Annotated in this window: 24 protein-coding genes; 14 read left to right on the forward strand and 10 right to left on the reverse strand. The window is 68.7% G+C overall.

Annotation, left to right across the window (positions count from 1 at the left end; translation table 11 throughout):
• Positions 1 to 76 precede the first annotated feature (76 nt).
• From ACOYJQ_RS11460 to ACOYJQ_RS11470, 3 genes are all read left to right on the forward strand, one after another.
• Positions 77 to 1,765, forward strand: coding sequence for an NAD+ synthase (locus ACOYJQ_RS11460; RefSeq protein ID WP_433458568.1), 1,689 nt, complete (start codon positions 77 to 79; stop codon positions 1,763 to 1,765).
• Positions 1,766 to 1,820: 55 nt separating this feature from the next.
• Positions 1,821 to 3,176: a glutamate--tRNA ligase gene (gene gltX, locus ACOYJQ_RS11465; protein ID WP_433458842.1), complete on the forward strand. Its 1,356-nt coding sequence runs from the start codon at positions 1,821 to 1,823 to the stop codon at positions 3,174 to 3,176.
• Positions 3,177 to 3,305: 129 nt separating this feature from the next.
• Complete coding sequence (locus tag ACOYJQ_RS11470) at positions 3,306 to 3,929, forward strand: helix-turn-helix domain-containing protein (protein WP_433458843.1); 624 nt, start codon at positions 3,306 to 3,308, stop codon at positions 3,927 to 3,929.
• Between the two features lie 9 nt (positions 3,930 to 3,938).
• On the opposite strand, the gene ACOYJQ_RS11475 is transcribed toward ACOYJQ_RS11470, so the two are convergent.
• Positions 3,939 to 4,283, reverse strand: a complete 345-nt coding sequence (locus tag ACOYJQ_RS11475; protein ID WP_433458570.1) for a rhodanese-like domain-containing protein — start codon at positions 4,281 to 4,283, stop codon at positions 3,939 to 3,941.
• Positions 4,284 to 4,442: 159 nt separating this feature from the next.
• On the opposite strand from ACOYJQ_RS11475, the gene ACOYJQ_RS11480 reads away from it, so the two are divergent.
• The 5 genes from ACOYJQ_RS11480 to ACOYJQ_RS11500 all read left to right on the forward strand — a co-directional run bounded on the left by ACOYJQ_RS11480 (position 4,443) and on the right by ACOYJQ_RS11500 (position 9,280).
• Positions 4,443 to 5,522 carry a cysteine synthase A gene (locus ACOYJQ_RS11480; RefSeq protein ID WP_433458571.1) on the forward strand — a complete coding sequence of 360 codons (1,080 nt, stop codon included), beginning with the start codon at positions 4,443 to 4,445 and terminating at the stop codon, positions 5,520 to 5,522.
• A 93-nt stretch (positions 5,523 to 5,615) separates the two neighbouring features.
• A complete protein-coding gene (locus ACOYJQ_RS11485) occupies positions 5,616 to 6,530 on the forward strand; it encodes a BadF/BadG/BcrA/BcrD ATPase family protein (RefSeq protein WP_433458572.1) in 915 nt (304 codons plus the stop codon).
• The gene (nagA, locus tag ACOYJQ_RS11490) at positions 6,527 to 7,705 is read left to right on the forward strand and encodes an N-acetylglucosamine-6-phosphate deacetylase (protein WP_433458574.1); all 1,179 of its coding nucleotides are present in this window, start codon (positions 6,527 to 6,529) and stop codon (positions 7,703 to 7,705) included. The genes ACOYJQ_RS11485 and nagA overlap by 4 nt, the downstream gene beginning before the upstream one ends.
• Positions 7,705 to 8,553: a dihydropteroate synthase gene (folP, locus tag ACOYJQ_RS11495; protein ID WP_433458844.1), complete on the forward strand. Its 849-nt coding sequence runs from the start codon at positions 7,705 to 7,707 to the stop codon at positions 8,551 to 8,553. Before nagA ends, folP begins: the two co-directional genes overlap by 1 nt.
• 277 nt (positions 8,554 to 8,830) lie before the next feature.
• Entirely contained in the window at positions 8,831 to 9,280 is a 450-nt protein-coding gene (locus ACOYJQ_RS11500) for an RrF2 family transcriptional regulator (RefSeq protein WP_433458575.1), read from the forward strand.
• Between the two features lie 53 nt (positions 9,281 to 9,333).
• Here ACOYJQ_RS11500 and coaA read toward each other — a convergent pair whose 3' ends face one another.
• The 7 genes from coaA to hisB all read right to left on the reverse strand — a co-directional run bounded on the left by coaA (position 9,334) and on the right by hisB (position 14,131).
• Positions 9,334 to 10,302 carry a type I pantothenate kinase gene (gene coaA, locus ACOYJQ_RS11505; RefSeq protein WP_433458845.1) on the reverse strand — a complete coding sequence of 323 codons (969 nt, stop codon included), beginning with the start codon at positions 10,300 to 10,302 and terminating at the stop codon, positions 9,334 to 9,336.
• Between the two features lie 72 nt (positions 10,303 to 10,374).
• The gene (locus ACOYJQ_RS11510) at positions 10,375 to 10,725 is read right to left on the reverse strand and encodes a phosphoribosyl-ATP diphosphatase (protein WP_433458577.1); all 351 of its coding nucleotides are present in this window, start codon (positions 10,723 to 10,725) and stop codon (positions 10,375 to 10,377) included.
• A gap of 3 nt (positions 10,726 to 10,728) precedes the next feature.
• Complete coding sequence (gene hisF / locus ACOYJQ_RS11515) at positions 10,729 to 11,526, reverse strand: imidazole glycerol phosphate synthase subunit HisF (RefSeq protein WP_433458578.1); 798 nt, start codon at positions 11,524 to 11,526, stop codon at positions 10,729 to 10,731.
• Positions 11,520 to 12,269, reverse strand: coding sequence for a 1-(5-phosphoribosyl)-5-[(5-phosphoribosylamino)methylideneamino]imidazole-4-carboxamide isomerase (gene hisA, locus ACOYJQ_RS11520; RefSeq protein WP_433458579.1), 750 nt, complete (start codon positions 12,267 to 12,269; stop codon positions 11,520 to 11,522). Before hisA ends, hisF begins: the two co-directional genes overlap by 7 nt.
• Positions 12,257 to 12,907 carry an imidazole glycerol phosphate synthase subunit HisH gene (gene hisH, locus ACOYJQ_RS11525; RefSeq protein ID WP_433458581.1) on the reverse strand — a complete coding sequence of 217 codons (651 nt, stop codon included), beginning with the start codon at positions 12,905 to 12,907 and terminating at the stop codon, positions 12,257 to 12,259. The genes hisA and hisH overlap by 13 nt, the downstream gene beginning before the upstream one ends.
• Positions 12,904 to 13,461: a DUF2628 domain-containing protein gene (locus ACOYJQ_RS11530; protein ID WP_433458583.1), complete on the reverse strand. Its 558-nt coding sequence runs from the start codon at positions 13,459 to 13,461 to the stop codon at positions 12,904 to 12,906. The genes hisH and ACOYJQ_RS11530 overlap by 4 nt, the downstream gene beginning before the upstream one ends.
• 82 nt (positions 13,462 to 13,543) lie before the next feature.
• Positions 13,544 to 14,131, reverse strand: coding sequence for an imidazoleglycerol-phosphate dehydratase HisB (hisB, locus tag ACOYJQ_RS11535; RefSeq protein ID WP_433458585.1), 588 nt, complete (start codon positions 14,129 to 14,131; stop codon positions 13,544 to 13,546).
• Positions 14,132 to 14,300: 169 nt separating this feature from the next.
• On the opposite strand from hisB, the gene hslV reads away from it, so the two are divergent.
• Both hslV and hslU read left to right on the forward strand, forming a co-directional pair.
• Positions 14,301 to 14,876 carry an ATP-dependent protease subunit HslV gene (hslV, locus tag ACOYJQ_RS11540; RefSeq protein ID WP_433458586.1) on the forward strand — a complete coding sequence of 192 codons (576 nt, stop codon included), beginning with the start codon at positions 14,301 to 14,303 and terminating at the stop codon, positions 14,874 to 14,876.
• An 8-nt stretch (positions 14,877 to 14,884) separates the two neighbouring features.
• A complete protein-coding gene (gene hslU, locus ACOYJQ_RS11545; RefSeq protein WP_433458587.1) occupies positions 14,885 to 16,192 on the forward strand; it encodes an ATP-dependent protease ATPase subunit HslU in 1,308 nt (435 codons plus the stop codon).
• On the opposite strand, the gene ACOYJQ_RS11550 is transcribed toward hslU, so the two are convergent.
• On the reverse strand, positions 16,182 to 16,949 hold the full coding sequence (locus ACOYJQ_RS11550; protein ID WP_433458588.1) for a DUF1045 domain-containing protein: 768 nt from the start codon (positions 16,947 to 16,949) through the stop codon (positions 16,182 to 16,184). The genes hslU and ACOYJQ_RS11550 overlap by 11 nt on opposite strands.
• Positions 16,950 to 17,170: 221 nt before the next feature.
• On the opposite strand from ACOYJQ_RS11550, the gene ACOYJQ_RS11555 reads away from it, so the two are divergent.
• From ACOYJQ_RS11555 to ACOYJQ_RS11570, 4 genes are all read left to right on the forward strand, one after another.
• On the forward strand, positions 17,171 to 17,467 hold the full coding sequence (locus ACOYJQ_RS11555) for a hypothetical protein (protein ID WP_433458589.1): 297 nt from the start codon (positions 17,171 to 17,173) through the stop codon (positions 17,465 to 17,467).
• A gap of 121 nt (positions 17,468 to 17,588) precedes the next feature.
• The gene (locus ACOYJQ_RS11560) at positions 17,589 to 19,208 is read left to right on the forward strand and encodes a glucan biosynthesis protein (protein ID WP_433458591.1); all 1,620 of its coding nucleotides are present in this window, start codon (positions 17,589 to 17,591) and stop codon (positions 19,206 to 19,208) included.
• Between the two features lie 148 nt (positions 19,209 to 19,356).
• Entirely contained in the window at positions 19,357 to 20,445 is a 1,089-nt protein-coding gene (locus ACOYJQ_RS11565) for a CobW family GTP-binding protein (RefSeq protein ID WP_433458846.1), read from the forward strand.
• A 4-nt stretch (positions 20,446 to 20,449) separates the two neighbouring features.
• Positions 20,450 to 21,439, forward strand: coding sequence for a WD40 repeat domain-containing protein (locus ACOYJQ_RS11570; RefSeq protein ID WP_433458593.1), 990 nt, complete (start codon positions 20,450 to 20,452; stop codon positions 21,437 to 21,439).
• A 178-nt stretch (positions 21,440 to 21,617) separates the two neighbouring features.
• Here the strand turns inward: ACOYJQ_RS11570 and ACOYJQ_RS11575 are convergent, their stop codons facing one another.
• A complete protein-coding gene (locus tag ACOYJQ_RS11575; protein ID WP_433458594.1) occupies positions 21,618 to 22,583 on the reverse strand; it encodes a 2-hydroxyacid dehydrogenase in 966 nt (321 codons plus the stop codon).
• Positions 22,584 to 22,702 lie beyond the last annotated feature (119 nt).

Here is a 22,702-nt window from a genome sequence, read left to right on the forward strand (position 1 = left end):
GCCATTGCGCGAAGGATCGCGCGCGCCGGCGGGAATCCTCCTTTTCCTTTGGGCACATATAGTCTAAACCAGCATCATGACAGATGTCCGCTCCTCCCTGCGCATTGCGCTTGCGCAACAAAATCCGCTTGTCGGCGACATCGCCGGCAATCTGGCGCGCGCGCGCGCGGCCCGCGCGCAGGCCGCCGTGGCGGGCGCGGACGTCGTCCTGTTTCCCGAGCTGTTCCTGACCGGCTATTCGCCGGAGGATCTCGTGCTGAAGCCCGCCTTCACCGCGGCCGCGCGTGCCGCCTGCGACGATCTGGCGCGCGACACCGCCGATGGCGGACCTGCGATTCTCATCGGGCTGCCGTGGGCGGAAGACGGCCGCATCTACAACGCCGTCGCGCTGCTCGACGGCGGTCGCGTCGCCGACAGACGCCTGAAGGTGGACCTGCCGAATTACGGCGTGTTCGACGAAAAGCGCGTGTTCGACGCCGGTCCCCCGCCGCTGCCGCTCACGGTGCGGGGCGTGCCGGTGGGCGTGCCGGTCTGCGAGGATATCTGGACGCCCGCGCCGGTGGCCGCTCTCGCGGCGGCGGGCGCGGCGCTGCTGCTGGTGCCCAACGGCTCCCCCTACCGGCAGGAGGTGGAGGCGGAGCGCCTTTCCATCGCGCGCGCGCGGGTGGCGGAAAGCGGCCTGCCGCTCGTCTATCTCAACCAGGTGGGCGGACAGGACGAGATCGTGTTCGACGGCGCGTCTTTCGCGCTCGACGGCGACGGCGCGCTCGCCGCGCGCCTGCCCGCCTTCGCCGAGGCGCTCGCGGTGATCGAGGCGCGCCGCGCCGGGCGGGGCTGGACGCTGGCGCCCCTGCCGCCGGCGGCGAATCCGCAGGGCGATTCGGCCGATTATGCCGCCTGCGTGCTGGGCGTGCGCGACTATGTAACGAAAAACCGTTTTCCCGGCGTGGTGCTCGGCCTTTCCGGCGGCATCGATTCCGCGCTGGCGGCGGCGATCGCCGTGGATGCTCTGGGGCGCGAGCGCGTGCATGCGGTGATGCTGCCCTACCGCTTCACCGCCGGCGAGAGCCTTGAGGATGCAGCCCTTTGCGCGCACCGGCTCGGCATCCGCTACGACGTGCTGCCCATCGCCCCGGCGGTGGAGGGGCTGGAGGCGGCGCTCGCGCCGCTTTTCGCCGCCACGCAGCGCGACGTGACGGAAGAGAACCTGCAAAGCCGGGCGCGCGGCACCATCCTGATGGCGCTGTCGAACAAGTTCGGCGCCATGCTGCTCACCACCGGCAACAAGTCCGAAATGGCGGTGGGCTACGCCACGCTCTACGGCGACATGAACGGCGGCTTCAACCCGCTGAAGGATCTCTATAAGACCCAGGTGTTCCGCCTCGCCGCGCTGCGCAACCGCCGGAAGCCCGAAGGCGCGCTCGGCCCCGACGGCGAGGTGATCCCCGAGCGCATCATCACCAAGGTGCCGACCGCCGAACTGCGCGAGAACCAGACCGATCAGGATTCGCTGCCGCCCTACGACGTGCTGGACGACATCCTGCGCGGGCTCGTGGACGCGGAACTGCCGGTCGAGGCGATCGTCGCGGCCGGCCACGACGTGGAAACGGTGCGCAAGGTCGAGCGGCTGCTCTACATCGCCGAATACAAGCGCCGCCAGTCGGCGCCGGGCGTCAAGGTGACGCATCGCAACTTCGGCCGCGACCGGCGCTATCCCATCACCAACGGCTTCCGGGATCCGTTTCCGGCAAGGCCCGCTTCATGACCGCAGCTTCGAGAAACACGGCCGCCCGATGACCGATATCCACCTTCCCGCCGTCATGACCGGGCCTGTCGTTCGCTTCGCCCCCTCGCCCACCGGCTTCCTGCACATCGGCAATGCGCGGCCCGCGCTGCTCAACTGGCTTTTCCGGCTGCGCCACCATGGCCGCTTCATCCTGCGGCTCGACGACACCGACGGCCTGCGCTCGACGGATGAATACGCGCAGGCGCTGGTGGAGGATCTGACCTGGCTCGGCATCCTGCCGGACGCGTTCTTTCGCCAGTCGGAGCGCTTCGCTCTCTACGACGCCGCCGTCAAGCGGCTCGTCGGCGAAGGGCGGCTCTATCCCTGCTACGAGACGGCGGAGGAACTCGAGCGCCGCCGCAAGCTCCAGCTCGCGCGCGGACTGCCCCCGACCTACGACCGCGCGGCGCTGAAGCTCACCGGGGCGGAACGCACGGCGCTGGAGGCGGAAGGCCGCCGCCCGCACTGGCGTTTCCTGCTGGATCACAAGACGGTCGAATGGGACGATCTCGGGCGCGGCGACTGCCGCGTGGACTGCGCCTCGCTGTCGGACCCGATCCTGCGGCGCGAGGACGGCACCTATCTCTACACGCTGCCCTCCGTCGTCGACGATATCGACATGGGCATCACGCATGTCATCCGCGGCGAGGACCATATCACCAACACCGCCGTGCAGATCCAGCTCTTCGAGGCGCTGGACGGGCGCCTGCCGGTCTTCGGCCACCACAACCTGCTGACCACGGCGAGCGGCGAAGGGCTGTCGAAACGGCTCGGCCACCTTTCCCTGCGCCATCTGCGCAAGGCGGGCATGGAGCCGCTGGCGGTCGCCTCGCTGGCCGTGCTCGTCGGCTCGTCGGAGGCCGTGCGGCCGGTCGGTTCGCTGGAGGAACTGGCGCAGATCATCGACATCGGCCAGCTTTCCCATGCGCCCGCGCGTTTCGACGAGAACGAACTGGCGCATCTCAACACGCGGCTGCTGCTCGAATTGCCGTTCGAGGCCGTGCGCGAGCGGCTGGCCTCGTTGCAGATCGGCGGCGGGGAAGATTTCTGGCTCGCCGTGCGCGGCAACATCCTGCGGCTGTCGGATGCGCTCGGCTGGTGGGAGGTTATCAGCAAGCCCCTCGTTCCCCCGATCGAGGATGCCGCCGTCACCGGCGCCGGCGCCCGCCACCTGCCCCCAGGCCCGTGGACGAAGGACACCTGGTCGCCTTTCGCATGGCAGATGTGGACCGAGGCGATCACCGCCGAAACCGGCGCCAAAGGCAGGGCGCTGTTCCATCCGCTCAGGCTTGCGCTCACCGGGCGCGAGCGCGGGCCGGAACTGGCGAACCTGCTGCCGCTCATCGGCCACGACCGCGCGCGCGCGCGCCTCGAGGGCGAGGAAGCTTAGCCCGCGCCGTATCCCCGTAATGATTTTCCTGTTGACGCCCGCCCCGGCGTCACCACATGTCGTTCTGCGGATCAAACGAACGTCCGTCATAAGGAATGCAGCGGCGTGGCGGAACATCGGGGACAGGGCATGGCGAGCGACAATGCCAGCGGACGCGAGCGGATTCGCGACGATTCGGGTGCGCAGGTGCTCTCCGGCCAGTTGGGCAAGACGGTACAGCGCCTGCGCAAGGCGTATAACCTGTCGCTGTCGGAACTTGCCGAGCAATCCGGCGTGGCCAAGTCGATCATCAGCCAGATCGAGCGCAACGAGACCAATCCGACGCTGGCCACCATCTGGCGGCTGTCGCAGGCGCTCGACGTCTCCATCGACCGGGTGCTGACGAGCGAGGCCGACGACGCCTTCATCGAGAAGATCTCGCGCCCCGACACGCCCATCCTTGTCTCCGACGACGGCCGGATGCAGCTCGGCATCATCGGCTGGATCAAGACGGTGGAATGGCTGCAATGGTACGACGTGCGCGCGGAACCGGGCAGCGCGCTCGATTCGGACGCCCACCAGCGCGGCTCGGTGGAGAGCCTGTCCGTGCTGGAAGGCGTGTTCGAGGTGGAGATCGCCGGCGCGGTGCAGGAAGCGCGGGCGGGAGAGAGCCTGCGCTACCGCTGCGACCGGCCCCACATCGTGCGCTGCACCGGCAACACGCCGGGGCGCGCGCTCATGGTCTGCATCCTCAAGGCCGCCGTGATGGACTGACGAGGCGTTTCACGGCTCCTCGCCCGTCGTCACGGGCTCGCCGTGGGCGACCCAATCCTTGAAGCTGCCCTTGTAATGCTCGCGCAGATCGAGGCCCGCCGCGCGCGTGGCGGCGAGGGCGCGCAGCGTGCGCCCGCCGGAGTTGCACGAAAACACGATCCGGCGACCGTTCGCTTCCGGCAGCGCGGCGGGATCGAACGTCGACAGCGGCACGGAAACCGACGCCGGGATATGGCCGGCCGCGTATTCCTCGCTCTCGCGCACGTCCACCAGCAATATCGAGCCGTCGGCAAGGCCGCGCTTCACCTCGTCGATCGCGAGATCGACCACATCATCCGGCTTCGTCACACTCATGTCAGCTTCTCCTCATGTCGGCTTCTCCTGCCCAACACGCTATCCCGTTTCATTCCACGTGAACCTATGGGGCCAGAATTCATTCTACAAGGCAAATGGACAAAACTGCCGATGTCTTTTAGCCTGTGTAAAATTCAGGTGGAAGAAGGTGAGTCTCCCATGAGCAATGCGGCAGGGGTGAGCAACGCAGCAGGAGTCGGCAGCGCGGCAAGGGTTGCCCGCAGCGTCGTCGAGGCCGTCGGCAACACGCCGCTGATCCGGCTCAACAAGGCGTCCGAACTGACGGGCTGCGAGATCTACGGCAAGGCGGAGTTCCTCAACCCCGGACAATCGGTGAAGGACCGCGCCGCCCTCTACATCATCCGGGACGCCGAGGCGCGCGGCGCGCTCCAGCCGGGCGGCACCATCGTGGAAGGCACTGCGGGCAACACCGGCATCGGCCTTGCGGTGATCGGCAACGCGCTGGGCTACCGCACCGTCATCGTAATTCCCGAAACGCAGTCGCAGGAAAAGAAGGACGCGCTGCGCCTGCTGGGGGCGGAGCTGCTGGAAGTGCCGGCGGTGCCCTACGCCAACCCCAACAATTATGTGAAGGTTTCCGGCCGCACGGCGGAGGCGCTCGCCGCCGCCGATCCCAAGGGAGCGGTGTGGGCGAACCAGTTCGATAACGTCGCCAACCGGCAGGCGCACATCGAGGGCACCGGCCCGGAAATCTGGGCGCAGCTCGACGGCGGGATCGACGGCTTCGTCGCCTCGGTGGGCTCCGGCGGCACGCTCGCGGGCGTCGGCATCGCGCTGAAGGAGCGCAACAACGGCGTGAAGATCGCGATCGCCGACCCGCTCGGCGCGGCGCTCTACAGCTATTACACGACGGGCGAGCTGAAATCGGCGGGTTCCTCCATCACGGAAGGCATCGGACAGGGGCGCATCACGAAGAACCTGGAGGATGCGCCGATCGACCTCGCCTATCAGATTTCGGACGCGGAGGCCCTGCCCTATGTCTTCGATCTGGTGCAGAACGAGGGGCTGATTCTGGGCGGTTCCTCCGCCATCAACATCGCCGGCGCGATCCGGCTGGCGAAGGACCTCGGCCCCGGCCACACCATCGTCACCATTCTCGCCGACTACGGCAACCGCTACCAGTCGAAGCTGTTCAACCCGGAATTTTTGCGCGCCCGCGACCTGCCCGTGCCGGCATGGCTGGAGCGCGCGCCCTCCGTGGAGCCCAACCTCGTCTGATTCCGGACTGAAAAGCCAATCGCCCGATTCCATCGCGCGCCCGGATGGGCTATCGATAACCGATAGAAAAACGGGAATCGGTGCGGCCGGGCGATGGAATCACCTCTGTTTCTGGGCATTGACGGCGGCGGCACGCGCTGCCGCGTGCGCCTGAGCGACGCGCAGGGCCGCACGCTCGGCGAGGGGCTGGGCGGCCCGGCCAATGTCCGCCTGCCGCCGGAGAGCGTGCGCGACGCCATCCTCGCCGCCTCGGCCGCCGCGCTCGCGCAAGCGGGGCTCGACGCCACCGCCTGGCGGCGCACCCGCGCCGGTTTCGGCCTCGCGGGCGCGGGACAGGCGTCGGGCCGCGAGCGGCTGTTGCGCCAGCCCTTTCCCTTCGCCGCCATCGTGCTCGATACCGATGCGCGCGCCGCCTGGCTCGGCGCGACCGCCGGCGCGGCGACGGACGACGACAGGGGCGCGATCCTCATCGTCGGCACCGGCGTCTGCGGCTACATGGAGAAGCGCGAGAACGGCGCGAGGCGCGTCATCAGCATCGGCGGCTGGGGCTTTCCGCTGTCGGATGACGGCAGCGGCGCGGTCGCCGGCCGCGAGGCCATCCGGCGCACGCTGCACGTCTGCGACGGGCTCGCACCGGCCGGCACGTTGTCGGAGGCCATCCTCGCCGCCATCGGCCCGACGCCGGAAGCGATCATCGACTGGGGCGACGGCGCCACGCCCGCCGACTATGCCCGCTTCGCGCCGCTCGTCTACGCCCATGCGGCGCAGGGCGACGCGATGGCGCGCACCGTCGTGGCGGAAGCCGCGCAGGCCATCGGCCGCCTTACCCTGCGCCTCGTCGCACTCGGCGCGCCGCGCGTGCACCTCATCGGCGGCCTGACGGAAACGGTGCTGCCGTGGCTGGAGCAGGACGTGCGCCGCCATTTCGCGCCCCCGGACGCCGATGCCCTCACCGGCGCGCTCATGCTGGCGCGGCAGGACCGCCCGGCGCGGGAGAACGCGTCGTGACGAAAGCGCCCGGCCCTTATGCGCTCACCGGCGCGCGCATTTTCCGGGACAATCGCGTCTGGCTGAGCGATCACGCCCTCGTTATCGACGGCGCGCGCATCGCGGCGATCGTGGCCGATGCGGACCTCGGCGAGAGCATCCCGCGCCGGCGCGTCGCCGGCCTGCTGGCGCCGGGCTTCGTCGACGTGCAGGTCAACGGCGGCGGCGGCGTGCTGTTCAACGACACGCGGACATGGGACGGCATCGCCGCCATCGGCGCGGCGCACCGGCGTTTCGGCACCACCGGCTTCCTGCCGACCTTCATCACCGATACGCCCGCCCGCATGCGGGAGGCGCTCGCCGCCGTGCGCGAGGCGGTGGCGCGCGGCGTGCCCGGCCTGCTGGGCGTGCATCTCGAAGGCCCGTTCCTCAATGTCGCGCGCAAGGGCATCCACGATCCGGCGCTGATCCGCCCGATCCGTGACGACGACATCGAGCTGATCGGCGATTTCGCCGCAAGCCTGCCGCCCGGCTTCGCCACCCTGCTCACGCTGGCGCCCGAATGCGTGGGCCCCGACGCGGTGGAGCGGCTGGCGAAGGCGGGCGCGGTGCTGTCGGCCGGCCATACGGATGCCGACGCCGACACGGTGGCGCGGGCGCGGGCGGCGGGACTGACGGGCTTCACCCATCTCTTCAACGCCATGCCGCCGCTCGCCGGGCGCGCGCCCGGCCCCGTGGGCGCGGCGCTCACCGATCCCGAGAGCTACTGCGGCATCATCGCCGATCTGCATCACGTCTCGCCGGTTTCGCTCGCCGCCGCCATCCGCGCCCACGGACCCGCGCGCATGATGCTCGTGACCGACGCCATGCCGACGGTCGGCAGCGCCGAGGATACCTTCACCCTCGCCGGCCGCGCCATCACCCGCGCGGGCGGGCGGCTGACGGCCGCCGACGGCACGCTCGCCGGCTCCGATCTCGACATGGCGAGTGCCGTGCGCCATGCGACAGGGCGTCTCGGCGTTTCGCTGGACGATGCCCTGCGCATGGCCTCACATTATCCGGCGGCCTTTCTCGGGCTGGAGCGCGAACGCGGCCGCATCGCGCCAGGCATGCGCGCCGATCTCGTGCTGCTCGACGCGGCTCTCGCCGTCATCGCCACCTGGATCGACGGGCGCGAAGCAGGCGATCTCCCATGATGACGGCATCCCGCACGCTTGCGGACCGGCTTGCGACCCGCAAGCCGCTCATCATGGGCATTCTCAACGTCACGCCCGATTCGTTTTCGGACGGCGGCCGTTTCGATGCGCCCGACGCCGCGCTGGCGCAAACGCAAACGATGCTCGACGAAGGGGCGGATATCGTCGATGTCGGCGGCGAATCGACGCGCCCCGGCCACATGCCGCTTTCAGCCGAGGAGGAGCAGGCGCGCGTGCTGCCCGTCATCGCCGCCATCGCGCCGCTCACGCGCGCCCGCGACGTGCCGGTCTCCATCGACACGTACAAGGCGGCCACCGCCCGCGCGGCGCTGGCCGCCGGCGCGCAGATCGTCAACGACATCTGGGGCCTCCAGCGCGACCCGGACATGGCGGCGGTCGCAGCCGCCTTCGGCGCGCCGGTGATCGTCATGCACAACCGCGAGCAGCCCGACGCCGCGATCGATATCGTGGACGACATGCTGCGCTTTTTTGAGCGCTCCGTCGCGCTGGCGCGCAAGGCGGGCATCGCCGACGACGCAATCGTGCTCGATCCGGGCATCGGCTTCGGCAAGACGCCCGCACAAAACCTCGACGCGCTGCGCGGCATCGGCAGGATACGGGCGACCGGCTTCGCGGTGCTGGCGGGCGCATCGCGAAAATCCTTCATCGGCAATCTCATCGGCCGCCCGCCGGCGGAGCGGCTGCACGGCACGCTGGCGGCGCATCTCGCCGCGTTGGCGCTGGGCGCGGATATCCTGCGCGCCCACGATGTCCGCCCGCATGTGGAAGCGGTCCGCATCTGGCAGGCGATCGGCGTTCCGGCCGTTTCCGGCGGCAACCTTGTATGACGCTCGTCAGGCAGTATATTTTGTAGACTATAGCGAAGAAATATAGATGGTTGTTTTTTAAACCGATTCCAGAGCATAATCCCCGCAGGCAGATGTTATTTCTTGGGAAAGCGCGTGCTTTGACAAAGAGATAGGGCGGGACAAGCGATTCGGCGAAAAGCCCGCGCCCCGGATGACATCTGCGGTGGAAGGCCGTGCGGATGGGCCGCACTGTTCAGGTTTACATCGCGCGAGCATTTTTCGGCGCGGCCAACGTGAGAGCAAGAGACAGACCGACATGCTGACGAAGAAGGGGAAATATGGGCTCAAGGCCGTGGTTCACCTCGCGAGGCTCGAACCCGGCACATCCGCGCTCGTGGCGGATATCGCCGAGAGCAACAACATCCCCAAGAAGTTTCTGGACGCCATTCTGGGCGAGCTGCGCAACGCCGGCTTTCTGCACAGCAAGAAGGGCAAGGGCGGCGGCTACATGCTGGCCCGCCCGCCGGAGACGATCATCGTCGGCGACATCGTGCGCGTGCTCGACGGCCCGCTCGCGCCGCTGCCTTGCGCCAGCAAGACGGCCTACCGCCCCTGCGAGGATTGTCCCGACGAGCAGATGTGCGCCGTGCGGCTGATGATGCTGGAAGTGCGCGAATCGATCGCCCGCGTGCTCGACCGGCGCAACCTGGCCGAAATGCGCGACCTGCCCAAGGACGAGATGGAGTCCTTCGTCTACCATATCTGACGCCGGCGGCCGCGACTCTCGACCATGCGGGCTTTCCTCAAGCCCGCCCGCCCTCACAACCGCCGCAGCGCCACTTCCTCTATGCGATGGCTGTCGCCCTTGCGCAGGATGAGGCTGGCGCGCTGGCGCGTGGGCAGGATGTTGTCGCGCAGGTTGATGAGGTTCGTGCCGGCCCACAGCTCCTCCGCCTTGCGCCGCGCCTCTTCCTCCGGCACCTCGGCATAACGGCGGAAATAGGATTGCGGATCGCGGAACGCCGTTTCGCGCAGGTGCATGAAGCGGCTCACGTACCATTCATGCAGTTGTTCCTCGTCGGCATCGACATAGATCGAGAAGTCGAAGAAATCGGACACGAAGGGCACGGCCCGTCCGTCGCGCGGCGGGCGCGCCGTCTGGAGCACGTTGAGCCCCTCGACGATGAGAATGTCCGGCCGGTCGACGACGACTTCCTCGCCCGGCACCACATCATAAATCAGGTGCGAGTAGACCGGCGCGCGCACGTTGCGCGCCCCCGCCTTGATCGCGGACAGGAAACGCAGCAGCGCCTGCGTGTCGTAGCTTTCGGGAAAGCCCTTGCGGCTCATGATGCCGAGGCGGTTCAGCTCCGCGTTGGGGAACAGGAAGCCGTCCGTCGTGATGAGCTGGACCTTGGGCGTGTTGGGCCAGCGCCCGAGCAGCGCCTCCAGCACGCGCGCCGTGGTGGACTTGCCCGCCGCCACCGACCCCGCGATGCCGATGATGTAGGGCACCTTGCCGTCCTCGACGGCGAGGAAGCGCTCGGTGGCGCGGAAAAGCCCCTGCATCGCCGCCACATAGAGCGACAGCAGGCGCGAGAGCGGCAGGTAGATTTCCGCCACCTCGGACAAGGACAGCCGGTCGTTCAACGATTGCAGGCGCACAAGCTCGTCGATGGTCAGCGTCATCGGGGTGTCGGCGCGCAGGCTCGCCCATTCGGCGCGGGTGAACACGCGATAGGGCGACAACTCGCCGTTCAGCGGCACGATACCGCCCTCCGCCGCCATGCCCTCACCGGTTTCGCGCTTGTTCATCGGTCTCGCTCCCCCGTCGGGGTCAGGTCTCAGGCCCCTGAAGACTCACGGCCCGGAGGCCTGCGCCCCTCTGGCCGCCTTTTCCTCAAGACCCGACTGCACTGTCCGCCGTTTTAACTCGTTCAGCACATCCTGCAATGCAATATCGCGCGCGCGAAGAACGACGAGAAGGTGATAGAGCACGTCCGCGCTCTCCGAAACGAGGCCGGCGCGGTCGTTCTCGACGGCGGCGATCACCGCCTCCACCGCTTCCTCGCCGAATTTCTTCGCCGAGCGCCCCACGCCCGCCGCGAGCAGCTTCGCCGTGTAGGAGACGTCCGGGCTCTCGGTCGCGCGCCGCGCCACGATCGCCTCCAGATCGCCGAGACTGAAAGGCGTATCCTGCCTGTCCGCCATCGCCTAGTTCCCTTCCCCTGCGACATCGTGGTCGCGGCGCACCGCGATCCCGGCCCGCGCCAGCGCATCCTTGGCTTCGGCAACCGTGAAAGTGCCGAAATGGAAGATGGACGCGGCCAGCACCGCCGTGGCGTGGCCGTCGCGGATGCCTTCGACCAGATGATCGAGCGTGCCGACGCCGCCCGAGGCGATGACCGGCACCGGCACGGCGTCCGCGATGGCGCGGGTGAGCGCGATGTCGTAGCCCGCCCTGGTGCCGTCGCGGTCCATGGAGGTGACGAGCAGCTCGCCCGCGCCCAGCTCCACCACTTCCACGGCGAAAGCCACGGCATCGATGCCGGTGGCCTTGCGGCCGCCGTGGGTGAAGATTTCCCACGCCGGAGTCTCGTCCGGCGCGGAGACGCGCTTGGCGTCGATGGCGACGACGACGCACTGGCTGCCGAACTTTTCCGCCGCCTGGCGCACGAAGCGCCGGTCGTTGACGGCGGCCGTGTTGATCGACACCTTGTCGGCGCCCGCGAGCAGCAGCGCGCGGATATCCTCCACGGCGCGCACGCCGCCGCCGACCGTGAGCGGAATGAAACAGGCTTCGGCCGTGCGCCGCACCACATCGAGCAGCGTGCCGCGATTCTCGTGGCTCGCCGTGATGTCGAGAAAGCACAGCTCGTCCGCGCCCGCCGCGTCATAGGCGCGCGCCGCCTCCACGGGGTCGCCCGCGTCGCGCAGCGCGGTGAACTGCACGCCCTTGACGACGCGCCCGTCCTTCACGTCGAGACAGGGAATGATCCGGTTCTTCAGCATGGCGCGGCCGCCTTCTTCAGCAGCGCGATGGCCTCGCGCGGATCGAGCCGGCCGTCGTAGAGCGCGCGGCCGGTGATCGCCCCTTCCAGAATGGCGCAGTCGGGCTCCAGCAGCCGCTCGATATCGCGGATGGAGCCGAGCCCGCCGGAGGCGATGACGGGAATGCCCACCGCCCGCGCCAAAGCCAGCGTGCCGTCGATGTTGAGGCCCTGCACCAGTCCGTCGCGGGCGATGTCGGTATAGACGATGGCGGCGACGCCGGCGTCCTCGAAGCGCCGGCCGAGTTCCTGCGCCGACAGCTCCGACGTTTCCGCCCAGCCCTCGACGGCGACCAGCCCGTCGCGCGCGTCGATGCCGACGGCGACGCGGCCGGGAAAGCGGCGCGCGGCCTCGCGCACGAAATCGGGATCGCGCACCGCCGCCGTGCCGATGATGACGCGGGCGACGCCCTTCTCCAGCCAGCCCTCGACGGTAGCGAGATTGCGGATGCCGCCGCCGAGCTGCACCGGAATGGAGAGGCGCGACAGGATGCCCTCCACGGCGCCCGCGTTCACCGGCTTGCCGGCGAAGGCGCCGTCGAGATCGACGACATGCAGCCAGGAAAAGCCCTGCGCCTCGAAGGTCGCCGCCTGTTCGGCGGGATTGTCGTTGAACACGGTGGCGCGGCTCATGTCGCCCTGCACCAGGCGCACGCAGCGCCCTTCCTTCAGGTCGATCGCGGGAAACAGGATCACGGGCGCCACCTCAGGAAATTGGCGATGAGCGACAGGCCGAGCGCCTGGCTCTTTTCGGGATGGAACTGCACGCCGGCCACGTTGCCGCGCGCCACCGCCGCCGTCAGCGGGCCGGCGTAATCGGTGGTCGCGACGAGATCGGCGCCATCCGCCGGATGCAGCGCATAGGAATGCACGAAATAGGCGTGCAGGCCGCCCGGCCCGGTCGGAATGCCGTCGAACAGCGGATGGTCGCGCACGAGATCGAGCGTGTTCCAGCCCATGTGCGGAATCTTGAGCGCCGGATCGGCGGGCTCGATCAGCGTCACGTCGCCGGCGATCCAGCCGAGCCCCGGCGTCGTCACATATTCGAGCCCGCGCGTGGCGAGAAGCTGCATGCCGACGCAGATGCCGAGGAACGGCCGGCCCCGGCCCGTCACCGCTTCCGCCAGCGCCTCGCCCATGCCGGCAACGGCGTCGAGCCCCCGGCGGCAATCGGCGAAGGCGCCCACGCCCGGCAACACCACGCGATCCGCCGCGCGCACGGCCTCGGGATCGGAGGAGACGACGACGGTCTCCGCAAGGCCCGCCTCCCGCGCCGCCCGCTCGAAAGCCTTGTGAACGGAATGCAGATTACCCGATTCGTAATCGACGATGACAGTACTCAACGCGGCTCCTCCGCCGGGGGAAACAACCCGATCACACCTTCGTCGCGCCGGTCCCGCACCGGCGCGCGCGGATGGGGATAGGGCCTCGCCTGCGGTTTCGCCGCAACTCCCCCCGCCGCCTGCGCGCCATCCGCCTGCGCGCCGCCTGCCGGCGGCTCATCCGCATCGCGCCCGGCGAGCCAGATGGCGAACGCCCGCCGCTCCGCCGCCTCCGCGTCGTCCGCCACCACCACGCCGCGCAGCGCAAGGCCGCGGCGCTCCAGCGTCCAGCGGCGCAGACCGTTGGCCTCGAAGGCGAAGAGCAGCGCGAGCAGCACGCCGGCAAGCCCCGCCGCCCGCTCCGGCAGGCCGGCCCATTCCAGCCCGAAGGCGAGCGCGAGGCTCACGGCCAGGAAACCGGCGGCGACGAGCCACAGCCGGTTCCACAGGCACCAGAGGAACTGGAAAATCAGCGCCCCCCAGGAGAAACCGTCGCGCACGACGACGGCGCGCTCCAGCGCCAGACGATCGCCGGGCGACGCCCCCGCCGGCACATGAAAGGTGTAGACAGCCATGGTGCGCTCCCGTTTCAACGATCCCGTGCCGAGCGATCCGCTTTCTTCAAAAGAGCCCGGTTCCTCAAAGAGTGCCGGTTCCTTAAAGAGTACCCTTGGTCGAGGGAATGCGCTCGCCCTCGCGCGGATCAAGGCTCACCGCCTTGCGCAGCGCCCGCGCCAGCCCCTTGAAGCCGCTTTCCGCGATGTGATGCGCGTTCTCACCATACAGCGTTTCCACATGCAGCGTCAGCCCGGCGTTGATGGCGAAGGCCTGAAACCATTCGCGCACCAGCTCCGTGTCGAAATTGCCGATCTTCTCGCGCGCGAACGCGGTGCGGAACACGAGGAAGGGCCGGCCGGAGATGTCGACGGCGACGCGCGTCAGCGTCTCGTCCATCGGCAGGTGGACATCGGCATAGCGGGTGATGCCGCGCTTGTCGCCGAGCGCCTTGCGGAACGCCTCGCCGAGCGCGATGCCCGTATCCTCGACGGTGTGATGCTGGTCGATATGCAGGTCGCCCGTCACCTTCACCTTGAGGTCGAACAGGGCGTGGCGCGCGAAAAGGTCCAGCATGTGGTCGAAGAAGCCGACGCCCGTCGCGATCTCGGCCTGCCCCGCGCCGTCGAGGTTCAGGCTGACGAACACGTCGGTTTCCCGGGTCCGGCGTTCCACGGTGGCGGCGCGCATGGGGCTTCATCTCCTGTCGGGCGGCATTCGCCGGGCGATATGAACTTTCGCGCTTGTAGCAAGAGAAATCCCGGTGCGCCAGAGCGGCTTGCGCGCCCGGCGCGCCATTTCCCGTTTGCTTTACCGCCAATCGCGATTACATGAGCGACGACAGAAAGGCACGATGTTCATGAACATGCAGAGTGACGGGCAGTTTCATGCCACCACGATCCTCATGGTCCGCAAGGGCGGCCGCGTCGTCATGGGCGGCGACGGGCAGGTCAGCCTGGGGCAGACCGTCGTCAAGGGCAACGCGCGCAAGGTGCGCCGGCTCGCCAAGGGCAGCGTCGTCTGCGGCTTCGCCGGCGCCACGGCGGACGCCTTCACGCTGTTCGAGCGGCTGGAGACCAAGCTCGAGCAATACCCCGACCAGTTGATGCGCGCCTGCGTGGAACTCGCGAAGGACTGGCGCACGGACCGCTATCTGCGCCGTCTGGAAGCCATGCTGCTGGTGGCGGACAGGCAGGTCGGCCTGCTGCTTTCGGGCACGGGCGACGTGCTGGAGCCCGAGACGCGCGACGGCGCGGCCATCATGGCCATCGGCTCCGGCGGCAACTACGCGCTTTCGGCCGCGCGGGCGCTGGCCGATTCGGCGCTCGATGCGGAAGAGATCGTGCGCCGTTCCATGGCCATCGCCGCCGAAATCTGCGTCTATACCAACACAAGCCTCGTCATCGAAGCGCTGGACGAGGCGCAGACCCCGTGAGTGCAAGCATGAGCGCCTTTTCCCCCCGCGAGATCGTTTCCGAGCTCGACCGCCACATCGTCGGCCAGCGCGACGCCAAGCGCGCCGTCGCCATCGCGCTGCGCAACCGCTGGCGCCGGCAGCAGCTCACCGGCCACCTGCGCGACGAGGTGCTGCCCAAGAACATCCTCATGATCGGCCCCACCGGCTGCGGCAAGACGGAAATCTCCCGCCGCCTCGCCAGGCTCGCCGGCGCGCCCTTCCTCAAGGTGGAAGCGACGAAATTCACCGAGGTCGGTTATGTCGGCCGCGACGTGGAGCAGATCGTGCGCGATCTCGTGGAGGTCGCCATCGGCCTCGTGCGCGAGGCGAAGCGCAAGGACGTGCAGGCGAAGGCGCAGATGGCGGCGGAGGAGCGCGTGCTCGACGCGCTGGTGGGCACCAACGCCAGCCAGACCACGCGCGACGCCTTCCGCCGCAAGCTGCGCGCGGGCGAGCTCGACGACAAGGAAATCGAGATCGAGGTGCAGGCGCAGCCGGCCGGCCTGCCGATGTTCGACCTGCCCGGCATGCCGGGCGCGTCGGTGGGGGCGATTTCCATCGGCGACATCTTCGGCAAGCTGGGCGGCGGGCGCACGCGCACGCGCCGCGTCAACGTGCGCGACGCCTACGAGCCGCTGCTGACGGAAGAAAGCGACAAGCTGCTCGACAGCGACAGCATCGTGCAGGAAGCCGTCCGCGAGACGGAGGAAAACGGCATCGTCTTCCTCGACGAGATCGACAAGATCTGCGCCCGCGAGGGCCGCTCCGGCGCGGACGTCTCGCGCGAGGGCGTGCAGCGCGATCTGCTGCCGCTGATCGAGGGCACCACGGTTTCCACCAAGCACGGCCCGGTGAAGACCGATCACATCCTGTTCATCGCCTCGGGCGCGTTCCATGTCGCCAAGCCGTCGGACCTGCTGCCCGAATTGCAGGGCCGCCTGCCGATCCGCGTGGAGCTGTCGCCGCTCGACGAGAACGATTTCCGCCGCATCCTCACCGAGACCGAGGCGAGCCTCATCAAGCAATCGGTCGCGATGATGGCGACGGAGGGCGTGACCCTCGACTTCAGCGAGGACGCCATCAACGCCATCGCCCGCATCGCGGTGGAGGTGAATTCCTCCGTCGAGAACATCGGCGCGCGCCGCCTTCAGACGGTGATCGAGCGCGTGCTGGACGACATCTCCTTCACCGCGCCGGACCGCTCCGGCGAGACCGTCACCATCGACGGCGACTACGTGCGGGGCGGCGTCGGCGATCTGGCGAAGAACACCGACCTCAGCCGGTTCATCCTGTGACGGCGCCGGCGGCGGGCGCGAAGGGCGCGCGCGCGAACACGCGGAAGCGCTCGTTGCCGGTCTGCCGGTAGAGCGCGAGCGCTTCCACCGGCACGCGCGCCTGCCCGACATGCTCGCCGTACAGCTTCGTGAGTCCGTTCAGCGCCTTCTCCACCTTCTCCTCCGGCACGCGGCCCGTCAGGGTGAGGTGGAAGCGGAAGTCCTCGAAGACATGCGGATAGCCGTAGGCTTTCAGGTGGCCGAGCTGGCGCTCGGTCAGCGCCTCCGGGCAGCGCTTGGCGAATTCCTTGTCGGTGAGCGGCGCGCGGAACGGCTCGAAGACCTTCACGGTGTCGCGCTCCAGCGCCAGCAGGGCCGGCGTCGGCTCGGCAAGGCCCCTGGACCCGAGGCCCTTGGACTCGGTGAGAGCGATGAAGGCGCCGCCCTGACGGTCCGCGATCGCCGTCACCTGCAACGCCGGCAGGACGAATCGCTGCCGCGAGGCCGCGAATTCCGTCAGCGCCGCCGCGAGCGTTTCCTCGGTCTGATCTGCCGCGAGCCGGAAAGGCGCCTTGATGGTGGCGTGGAACGCATAAAGGCGCGGGTCGGCGGTCAGCAGCCGCCAGGCGGGCGCCTCGAACCCCTCCGGCACAAGCTGCGGCACTTCCTCGCCGCTCGCACCGTCATAACCCAGAACGGCGGAGCCGAAACGCCACAGGGCATCCGTCGGCTCCGGCGCGAAATAGACGGCGTATCGGGTAACGGGCTGCGCGCACATATCGACATCATCCCTTTCGGTTGCCGGCCGTCCTCGGGTCATCGGCCGTGCCGCTGCGATCGGTCCCTCCGGCGCGGTCGCGCCCGCCCGCAGCGGGTCTCGCGCCTGAACCGGAACGCATAGAAGCCACACACGACGTCCTTGCGTCAACCGGGGCATCCGGGCTATCTGATCAATTGAATCGTTTGTCCGGGAAGGATACCGTCTTGAAGGATGCCGTCTTGGCCGAATCCGCCTCTTCGCCCGCCCGCAGCGGCGGGCCGGGTCAAAACCGCGGGCCCGGCGCCGGAAATCTCGGTGTCGTGGGCCTCGTCACCGTGGTGAGCGCCATCGTGCTCGTGGCGGCGGAATTTCTGGCGCTGGGCATCGCGGCGGGCTGGGCCGTCGCCGGCCTGCTCGAACTGGGCAATATCGCCGAATACATTCTCATGAGCGCTTTCGGCCTCCTCGGCCTGTGGGCGACGGTGCGCTTCGCGCGCGGCGCGTGGCGGCAGGAAGCGGCGCACCGGCGCGCCTGAGCGCCGCGGCAATCACGCCGGCATGGAGCGATCGCGGCGCGCCGTGCCTTCATTGCGCCGGAATGCCGCTTATCTTCAGCGCCTGTTCCGTGTTCCCCCTCGTCAGGAAACCGATCCCACGATGATCAGCCGCCGCGCCTTCCTCGCCTCCGCCGCCTTCGCTTCCGCTTCCCTTGCCACGGCCGCTCTCGCGCGCTCCGGCTTCGCCGCGCCGGCGGAAGCGGGCCTCGGCCTCGGCCAGCCGGCGCCATTCTCCTTCGACGGCCTGATCGCGCAGGCGAGAGACCTTGCCGCGCAGCCCTACGCGCCGCCGCCGGCGCGCGACGGGGCCATTCTCGATGCGCTCGACTACGAGGCGCACGGCAAGATCCGCTTCGACACCGATGCGGCGCTGTTCGCGGACGGGGGGCGCTCCGGCAAGGGCCGCTTCCCGGTCACTTTCTTCCATCTCGGCACCTTCTTCCGCACGCCGGTGCACATGTTCGTCGTGGAGGACGGCGCGGCGCGCGAGGTGCTCTACGATCCCGCCTATTTCGACATGCCGGCCGACAGCCCGGCGCGCAAGCTGCCGGCAGACGCCGGCTTCGCCGGTTTCCGCTTTCAGGAAAGCCGGCGTGACGGCGATACGCCGGACTGGCGCCGCAACGACTGGGTCGCCTTTCTCGGCGCTTCCTACTTCCGGGCCATCGGCCAGTCGTTCCAATACGGTCTTTCCGCGCGCGGCATCGCGCTCGATGTCGCGGTGGCGGGACAGGCAGAGGAATTTCCGGCCTTCACGCGGTTCTATTTCGAGACGCCGCGCGACGATTCCCCCACCGTCACCGTCTTCGCGCTGCTGGAGGGGCCGAGCATCGCCGGCGCGTACCGCTTCGACATGACGCGCGAGACCGCGGGACCGGAGGCGGGCGTCGCCATGACCATCGACAAGGCGCTGTTCCTGCGCCGCGATGTGGCCCGCCTCGGCATAGCGCCGCTCACCTCGATGTACTGGTATTCGGAAACCGCCAAGAAGACGGCGATCGACTGGCGGCCGGAGGTGCACGATTCCGACGGCCTCGCCCTGTGGACCGGCGCGGGCGAGCGCATCTGGCGGCCGCTCAACAACCCCGCCGCGACCACGGCCTCCGCCTTCGCGGACGATTCGCCGCGCGGCTTCGGCCTGTTGCAGCGCGACCGGCTGTTCGGCCATTATGAGGACGGCGTGCATTACGAGCGCCGCCCGAGCGCCTGGGTGGAGCCGCTGGAGGAATGGGGCCGGGGCGCGGTGCAGCTTGTCGAAATCCCCACCGACGACGAGATCCACGACAACATCGTCGCCTTCTGGGTGCCGGAGCGGCCGGCGCGCGCCGGCGACGCGCTGCGCTTCCGCTACCGCCTGCACTGGCGCGACGCCGATCCCTATCCCTTCCCGCTCGCGCACGTGGTCGCGACGCGGCTCGGCAACGGCGGCCAGCCCGGCCTGCCGCGGCCGCAGGGCGTGCGCAAGTTCGTGGTGGAATTTCTCGGCGGGCCGCTCGGCGATCTGCCCTTCGGCGTGAAGCCGGACGCGGTGCTGTGGGCCTCGCGCGGCAGCTTCTCCTACATCTTCACGGAAGCGGTGCCGAACGACGTGCCCGGCCACTGGCGCGCGCAGTTCGACCTCACCGTGGAGGGCGCCGAGCCGGTGGAACTGCGCCTTTTCCTGCGCGCCGGCGAAAGAACGCTGTCGGAAACCTGGGCCTTCCAGTACCATCCGTTCTGAGGGCAGGCATCATCCGTTCCGGGCGATTGTCGTTTTGCGGCTTTTCTTTTCGCGCGTCCGAACAATATAACAGGATCGACAGCCCACAGGGCGCGCCGTCGCGCCCGCCAGGCATTTCACGAGCGGCACAATCATGAGCGGCGATACCATGAGCGACAAGATCCCCGTCACCGTACTCACCGGCTATCTGGGGGCGGGCAAGACGACCCTGCTGAACCGCATCCTCTCGGAGCCGCACGGGCGCAAATACGCCGTCATCGTCAACGAGTTCGGCGAGATCGGCATCGACAACGACCTCGTCGTCGGTGCGGACGAGGAAGTGTTCGAGATGAACAACGGCTGCATCTGCTGCACCGTCCGCGGCGATCTCATCCGCATCATCGAGGGGCTCGTGAAGCGGCGCGGCAAGTTCGACGCCATCATCGTGGAGACCACCGGCCTCGCCGATCCCGCGCCCGTGGCGCAGACCTTCTTCGTCGATCAGGACGTGGCGGCGCGCGCGCGGCTCGATGCGGTGGTGACGGTCGCGGATGCGAAATGGCTCGCCGAGCGCCTCAAGGACGCGCCCGAGGCCAAGAACCAGATCGCCTTCGCCGATGTCATCGTGCTCAACAAGACCGATCTCGTCACCGCGGAAGAGCTTGAGGAAGTCGTCGGCCGCATCCGCGCCATCAATCCCTACGCGCGGCTCCACAAGACGCAGCGCGCCGCCGTGCCGCTGGCGGAAGTGCTGGAGCGCAACGCCTTCGATCTCGACCGCATCCTCACGCTCGAACCGGCCTTTCTCGAAGACGAGGCGCACGGGCACGACCATCACCACGATCACGAGCACGGCGAGAACTGCGGCTGCGGCCATCATCACGACCACGATCACCGCCATGGCCACGATCATGGCCACGGCCATCATCACCACCATGGCGGCCTGAAGCATTATCACGACGAGGACATGCAGTCGGTCTCGGTGATCGTGCCGGGCGACGTGATCCCTGAAAAATTCCTGCCCTGGGTCAACGATCTGGTGCAGCGCGAGGGGCCGAGCATCCTGCGTTCCAAGGGTATCCTGTCGTTCCGGGGCGAGCCGCGCCGTTTCGTGTTCCAGGGCGTGCACATGATCATCGAGGGCGACCTTCAGCGGGAATGGAAGCCCAGCGAGACGCGCGATTCGCGCATGGTCTTCATCGGCCGCGATCTCGACGAAGAAGCCATCCGCGAGGGTTTCCTCGCCTGCGCGGCCTGATCGCATGTCGGCTACAGCTTCATTGCGCGATCGCGTGGCGTCTTTCGACGCGGGCGCGCACGTCACGGGCGTCGCATGGCTCGACGGCACGGCCGCTTTCGCGCTCGGCGACGGCGGCGTGTGGCTGGACCGGGACGGCGCGCGCCGACGCGTCGAGGCCCATCCCGATGCCGGCGCCCTCGTCGTCGCGCGCGCCGGCAAGCGCCTGCTGACGGGCGGCGACGACGGCCGCGTGGCGGCGACCGGCGCGGACGGCGCGGTCGAGACCGTCGCCGACGAGAACGGCCGCTGGATCACGGCACTTGCCGGGCGTGAGGACGGCGCATTCGCCTGGGCGGCGGGCAAACGGGTGAACGCGCGCGACGCGAAGGGCCGCGCGGCCGCGCTCGACGTGCCCGCCACCGCCCAGGGCCTCGCCTTCGCGCCCAAGGGCTACCGGCTGGCCATCGCCCGTTACAACGGCGCGACGCTGTGGTTCCCGGCGATCGAAAACGGCGTCGAAACGCTGGCGTGGAAGGGGTCGCACCTCGACGTCACCGTTTCGCCGGACGGCCAGTTCGTCGTCACCTCCATGCAGGAAAACACCCTGCACGGCTGGCGGCTGTCGGACGGCAAGGACATGCGCATGGCGGGCTATCCGGCCAAGTCCCGCTCGTTGAGCTGGTCGCATGACGGCGACTGGCTCGCGACCTCAGGCGCGGATGCGGCCATCATCTGGCCTTTCGCCAAGGGCGGGCCGATGGGCAAGGCCCCGCGCGAATGCGGCGTGCGCAATCGCATCGTGACGCAGGTCGCGTTCCATCCGGGCGCGCTCGTGCTGGCGGCAGGCTACGCCGACGGTGCGATCCTGATGATCCGCCTGACCGACGCGGCCGAACTCGCGGCGCGCGACGCGGACGACACGCCGGTTTCGGCCCTTGCATGGGACCGCAAGGGCGGCCGGCTCGCCTTCGGCACCGAGAGCGGCGCGGCGGGCATTCTCACCCTGCCATGAGGCGTCTTCAAGCAGGGCGGATGCCGCTTTGCTTGAAGAAGACACGCAGAATCAGAAGATTGGAGGACTTTTGCGTTCAAGCCGCGCCATCGAATTGAACGCAAGTTGCGGTAAAGTATAAAATTTAGAGCGGCGTGACGATTCCGCTTGAATGCACGCCGCTCTAAAAGCGGCGGGTTCAGAGCGCCGGCGGCACCGGCGTTTCGGGCACGGGCGTCAGCGGTCCCCGGCCGGCGAACCACGCCCGCAGGTTGTCGACCATCAACTGCCCCATGGTGTCGCGCGTATACTCGGAAGCCGAGCCGACATGCGGCAAAAGCACTGTATGCCCGATATCGATCAGCGCCTGCGGCACGCGAGGCTCATCCGCGAACACGTCGAGCCCGGCGGACCGGATCACGCCCTGCTCCAGCGCCGCGATCAGCGCCTGCTCATCCACGATCCCGCCCCTGCCGATGTTGACGAGAATGCCGTCACGCCCCAGCGCCGCGAGCACTTCGGCATCGACGACGCGGTGCGTGCCCTCGCCGCCGGGCGCGGCGACCAGCAGCACATCCGCCTCCTCCGCAAGCCCCTTCAGCGTATCGACATAGCGATAGGGAACGTCGGTGCGCGGGTTGCGGTTGTGATAAAGGATAGTGACGTCGAAAGCCGCCAGCCGGTGCGCGATGGCGATGCCGATGCGGCCGAGCCCGAAAATACCGATCTTGCGCCCGCGCAGGGTGGGAGAAAGCGGAAACGGCTTTTCCAGCCAGCCGCCGGCGCGCAAGTAGCGGTCGGCCTGCGGAATCTGGCGGATCGTGGCGATGAGCAGCCCCACGGCAAGGTCCGCCACCTCGTCGGTGAGCACATCCGGCGTGTTGGTGACGACGACGCCGCGCCGCGCGGCCGCGCCGGTATCGATATTGTCGTAGCCGACACCGAAGGCCGCGATGATTTCAAGACGCGGCAGCGCATCGATGAGCGCCGCGTCGACGGGCACGCCATAGGCGGCCGCGATGCCGCGCGCCGTCGCCCCATGCTCCGCCAGCCAGGCGCCGCGGTCGGCGGCCTCCGCCAGCCGGTGAACCCGAAAAGCGCCTTCAAGCGCCGCTTCGGCGGAAGCGACGACGCGATTCGTCAGGATGACATCGATATCCGTCATGAGCCGTCCCATAGCGCCGTCCGTTCGCACGGAATCGTTTGAACGGAAAGAATGCGCTCAAAAATCAATGGCTTGGAGCATATTGTCGTTTCCGCGCAATGGCAACATGCGCCCGAGAA

This window comes from Pseudochelatococcus sp. (genome assembly GCF_050946405.1).
Classification (GTDB): Bacteria; Pseudomonadota; Alphaproteobacteria; order Rhizobiales; family Beijerinckiaceae; genus Pseudochelatococcus.

What these genes read in the sequence shown, in the direction of transcription:
- ACOYJQ_RS11460 (WP_433458568.1), top strand. Translation starts at nt 77, where the DNA reads ATGACAGATGTCCGCTCCTCCCTGCGCATTGCGCTTGCGCAACAAAAT.
- gltX (WP_433458842.1), top strand. Translation starts at nt 1,821, where the DNA reads ATGACCGGGCCTGTCGTTCGCTTCGCCCCCTCGCCCACCGGCTTCCTG.
- ACOYJQ_RS11470 (WP_433458843.1), top strand. Translation starts at nt 3,306, where the DNA reads ATGGCGAGCGACAATGCCAGCGGACGCGAGCGGATTCGCGACGATTCG.
- ACOYJQ_RS11475 (WP_433458570.1), bottom strand. Translation starts at nt 4,283, where the DNA reads ATGAGTGTGACGAAGCCGGATGATGTGGTCGATCTCGCGATCGACGAG.
- ACOYJQ_RS11480 (WP_433458571.1), top strand. Translation starts at nt 4,443, where the DNA reads ATGAGCAATGCGGCAGGGGTGAGCAACGCAGCAGGAGTCGGCAGCGCG.
- ACOYJQ_RS11485 (WP_433458572.1), top strand. Translation starts at nt 5,616, where the DNA reads ATGGAATCACCTCTGTTTCTGGGCATTGACGGCGGCGGCACGCGCTGC.
- folP (WP_433458844.1), top strand. Translation starts at nt 7,705, where the DNA reads ATGACGGCATCCCGCACGCTTGCGGACCGGCTTGCGACCCGCAAGCCG.
- ACOYJQ_RS11500 (WP_433458575.1), top strand. Translation starts at nt 8,831, where the DNA reads ATGCTGACGAAGAAGGGGAAATATGGGCTCAAGGCCGTGGTTCACCTC.
- coaA (WP_433458845.1), bottom strand. Translation starts at nt 10,302, where the DNA reads ATGGCGGCGGAGGGCGGTATCGTGCCGCTGAACGGCGAGTTGTCGCCC.
- ACOYJQ_RS11510 (WP_433458577.1), bottom strand. Translation starts at nt 10,725, where the DNA reads ATGGCGGACAGGCAGGATACGCCTTTCAGTCTCGGCGATCTGGAGGCG.
- hisF (WP_433458578.1), bottom strand. Translation starts at nt 11,526, where the DNA reads ATGCTGAAGAACCGGATCATTCCCTGTCTCGACGTGAAGGACGGGCGC.
- ACOYJQ_RS11530 (WP_433458583.1), bottom strand. Translation starts at nt 13,461, where the DNA reads ATGGCTGTCTACACCTTTCATGTGCCGGCGGGGGCGTCGCCCGGCGAT.
- hisB (WP_433458585.1), bottom strand. Translation starts at nt 14,131, where the DNA reads ATGCGCGCCGCCACCGTGGAACGCCGGACCCGGGAAACCGACGTGTTC.
- hslV (WP_433458586.1), top strand. Translation starts at nt 14,301, where the DNA reads ATGAACATGCAGAGTGACGGGCAGTTTCATGCCACCACGATCCTCATG.
- hslU (WP_433458587.1), top strand. Translation starts at nt 14,885, where the DNA reads ATGAGCGCCTTTTCCCCCCGCGAGATCGTTTCCGAGCTCGACCGCCAC.
- ACOYJQ_RS11550 (WP_433458588.1), bottom strand. Translation starts at nt 16,949, where the DNA reads ATGTGCGCGCAGCCCGTTACCCGATACGCCGTCTATTTCGCGCCGGAG.
- ACOYJQ_RS11560 (WP_433458591.1), top strand. Translation starts at nt 17,589, where the DNA reads ATGATCAGCCGCCGCGCCTTCCTCGCCTCCGCCGCCTTCGCTTCCGCT.
- ACOYJQ_RS11565 (WP_433458846.1), top strand. Translation starts at nt 19,357, where the DNA reads ATGAGCGACAAGATCCCCGTCACCGTACTCACCGGCTATCTGGGGGCG.
- ACOYJQ_RS11570 (WP_433458593.1), top strand. Translation starts at nt 20,450, where the DNA reads ATGTCGGCTACAGCTTCATTGCGCGATCGCGTGGCGTCTTTCGACGCG.
- ACOYJQ_RS11575 (WP_433458594.1), bottom strand. Translation starts at nt 22,583, where the DNA reads ATGACGGATATCGATGTCATCCTGACGAATCGCGTCGTCGCTTCCGCC.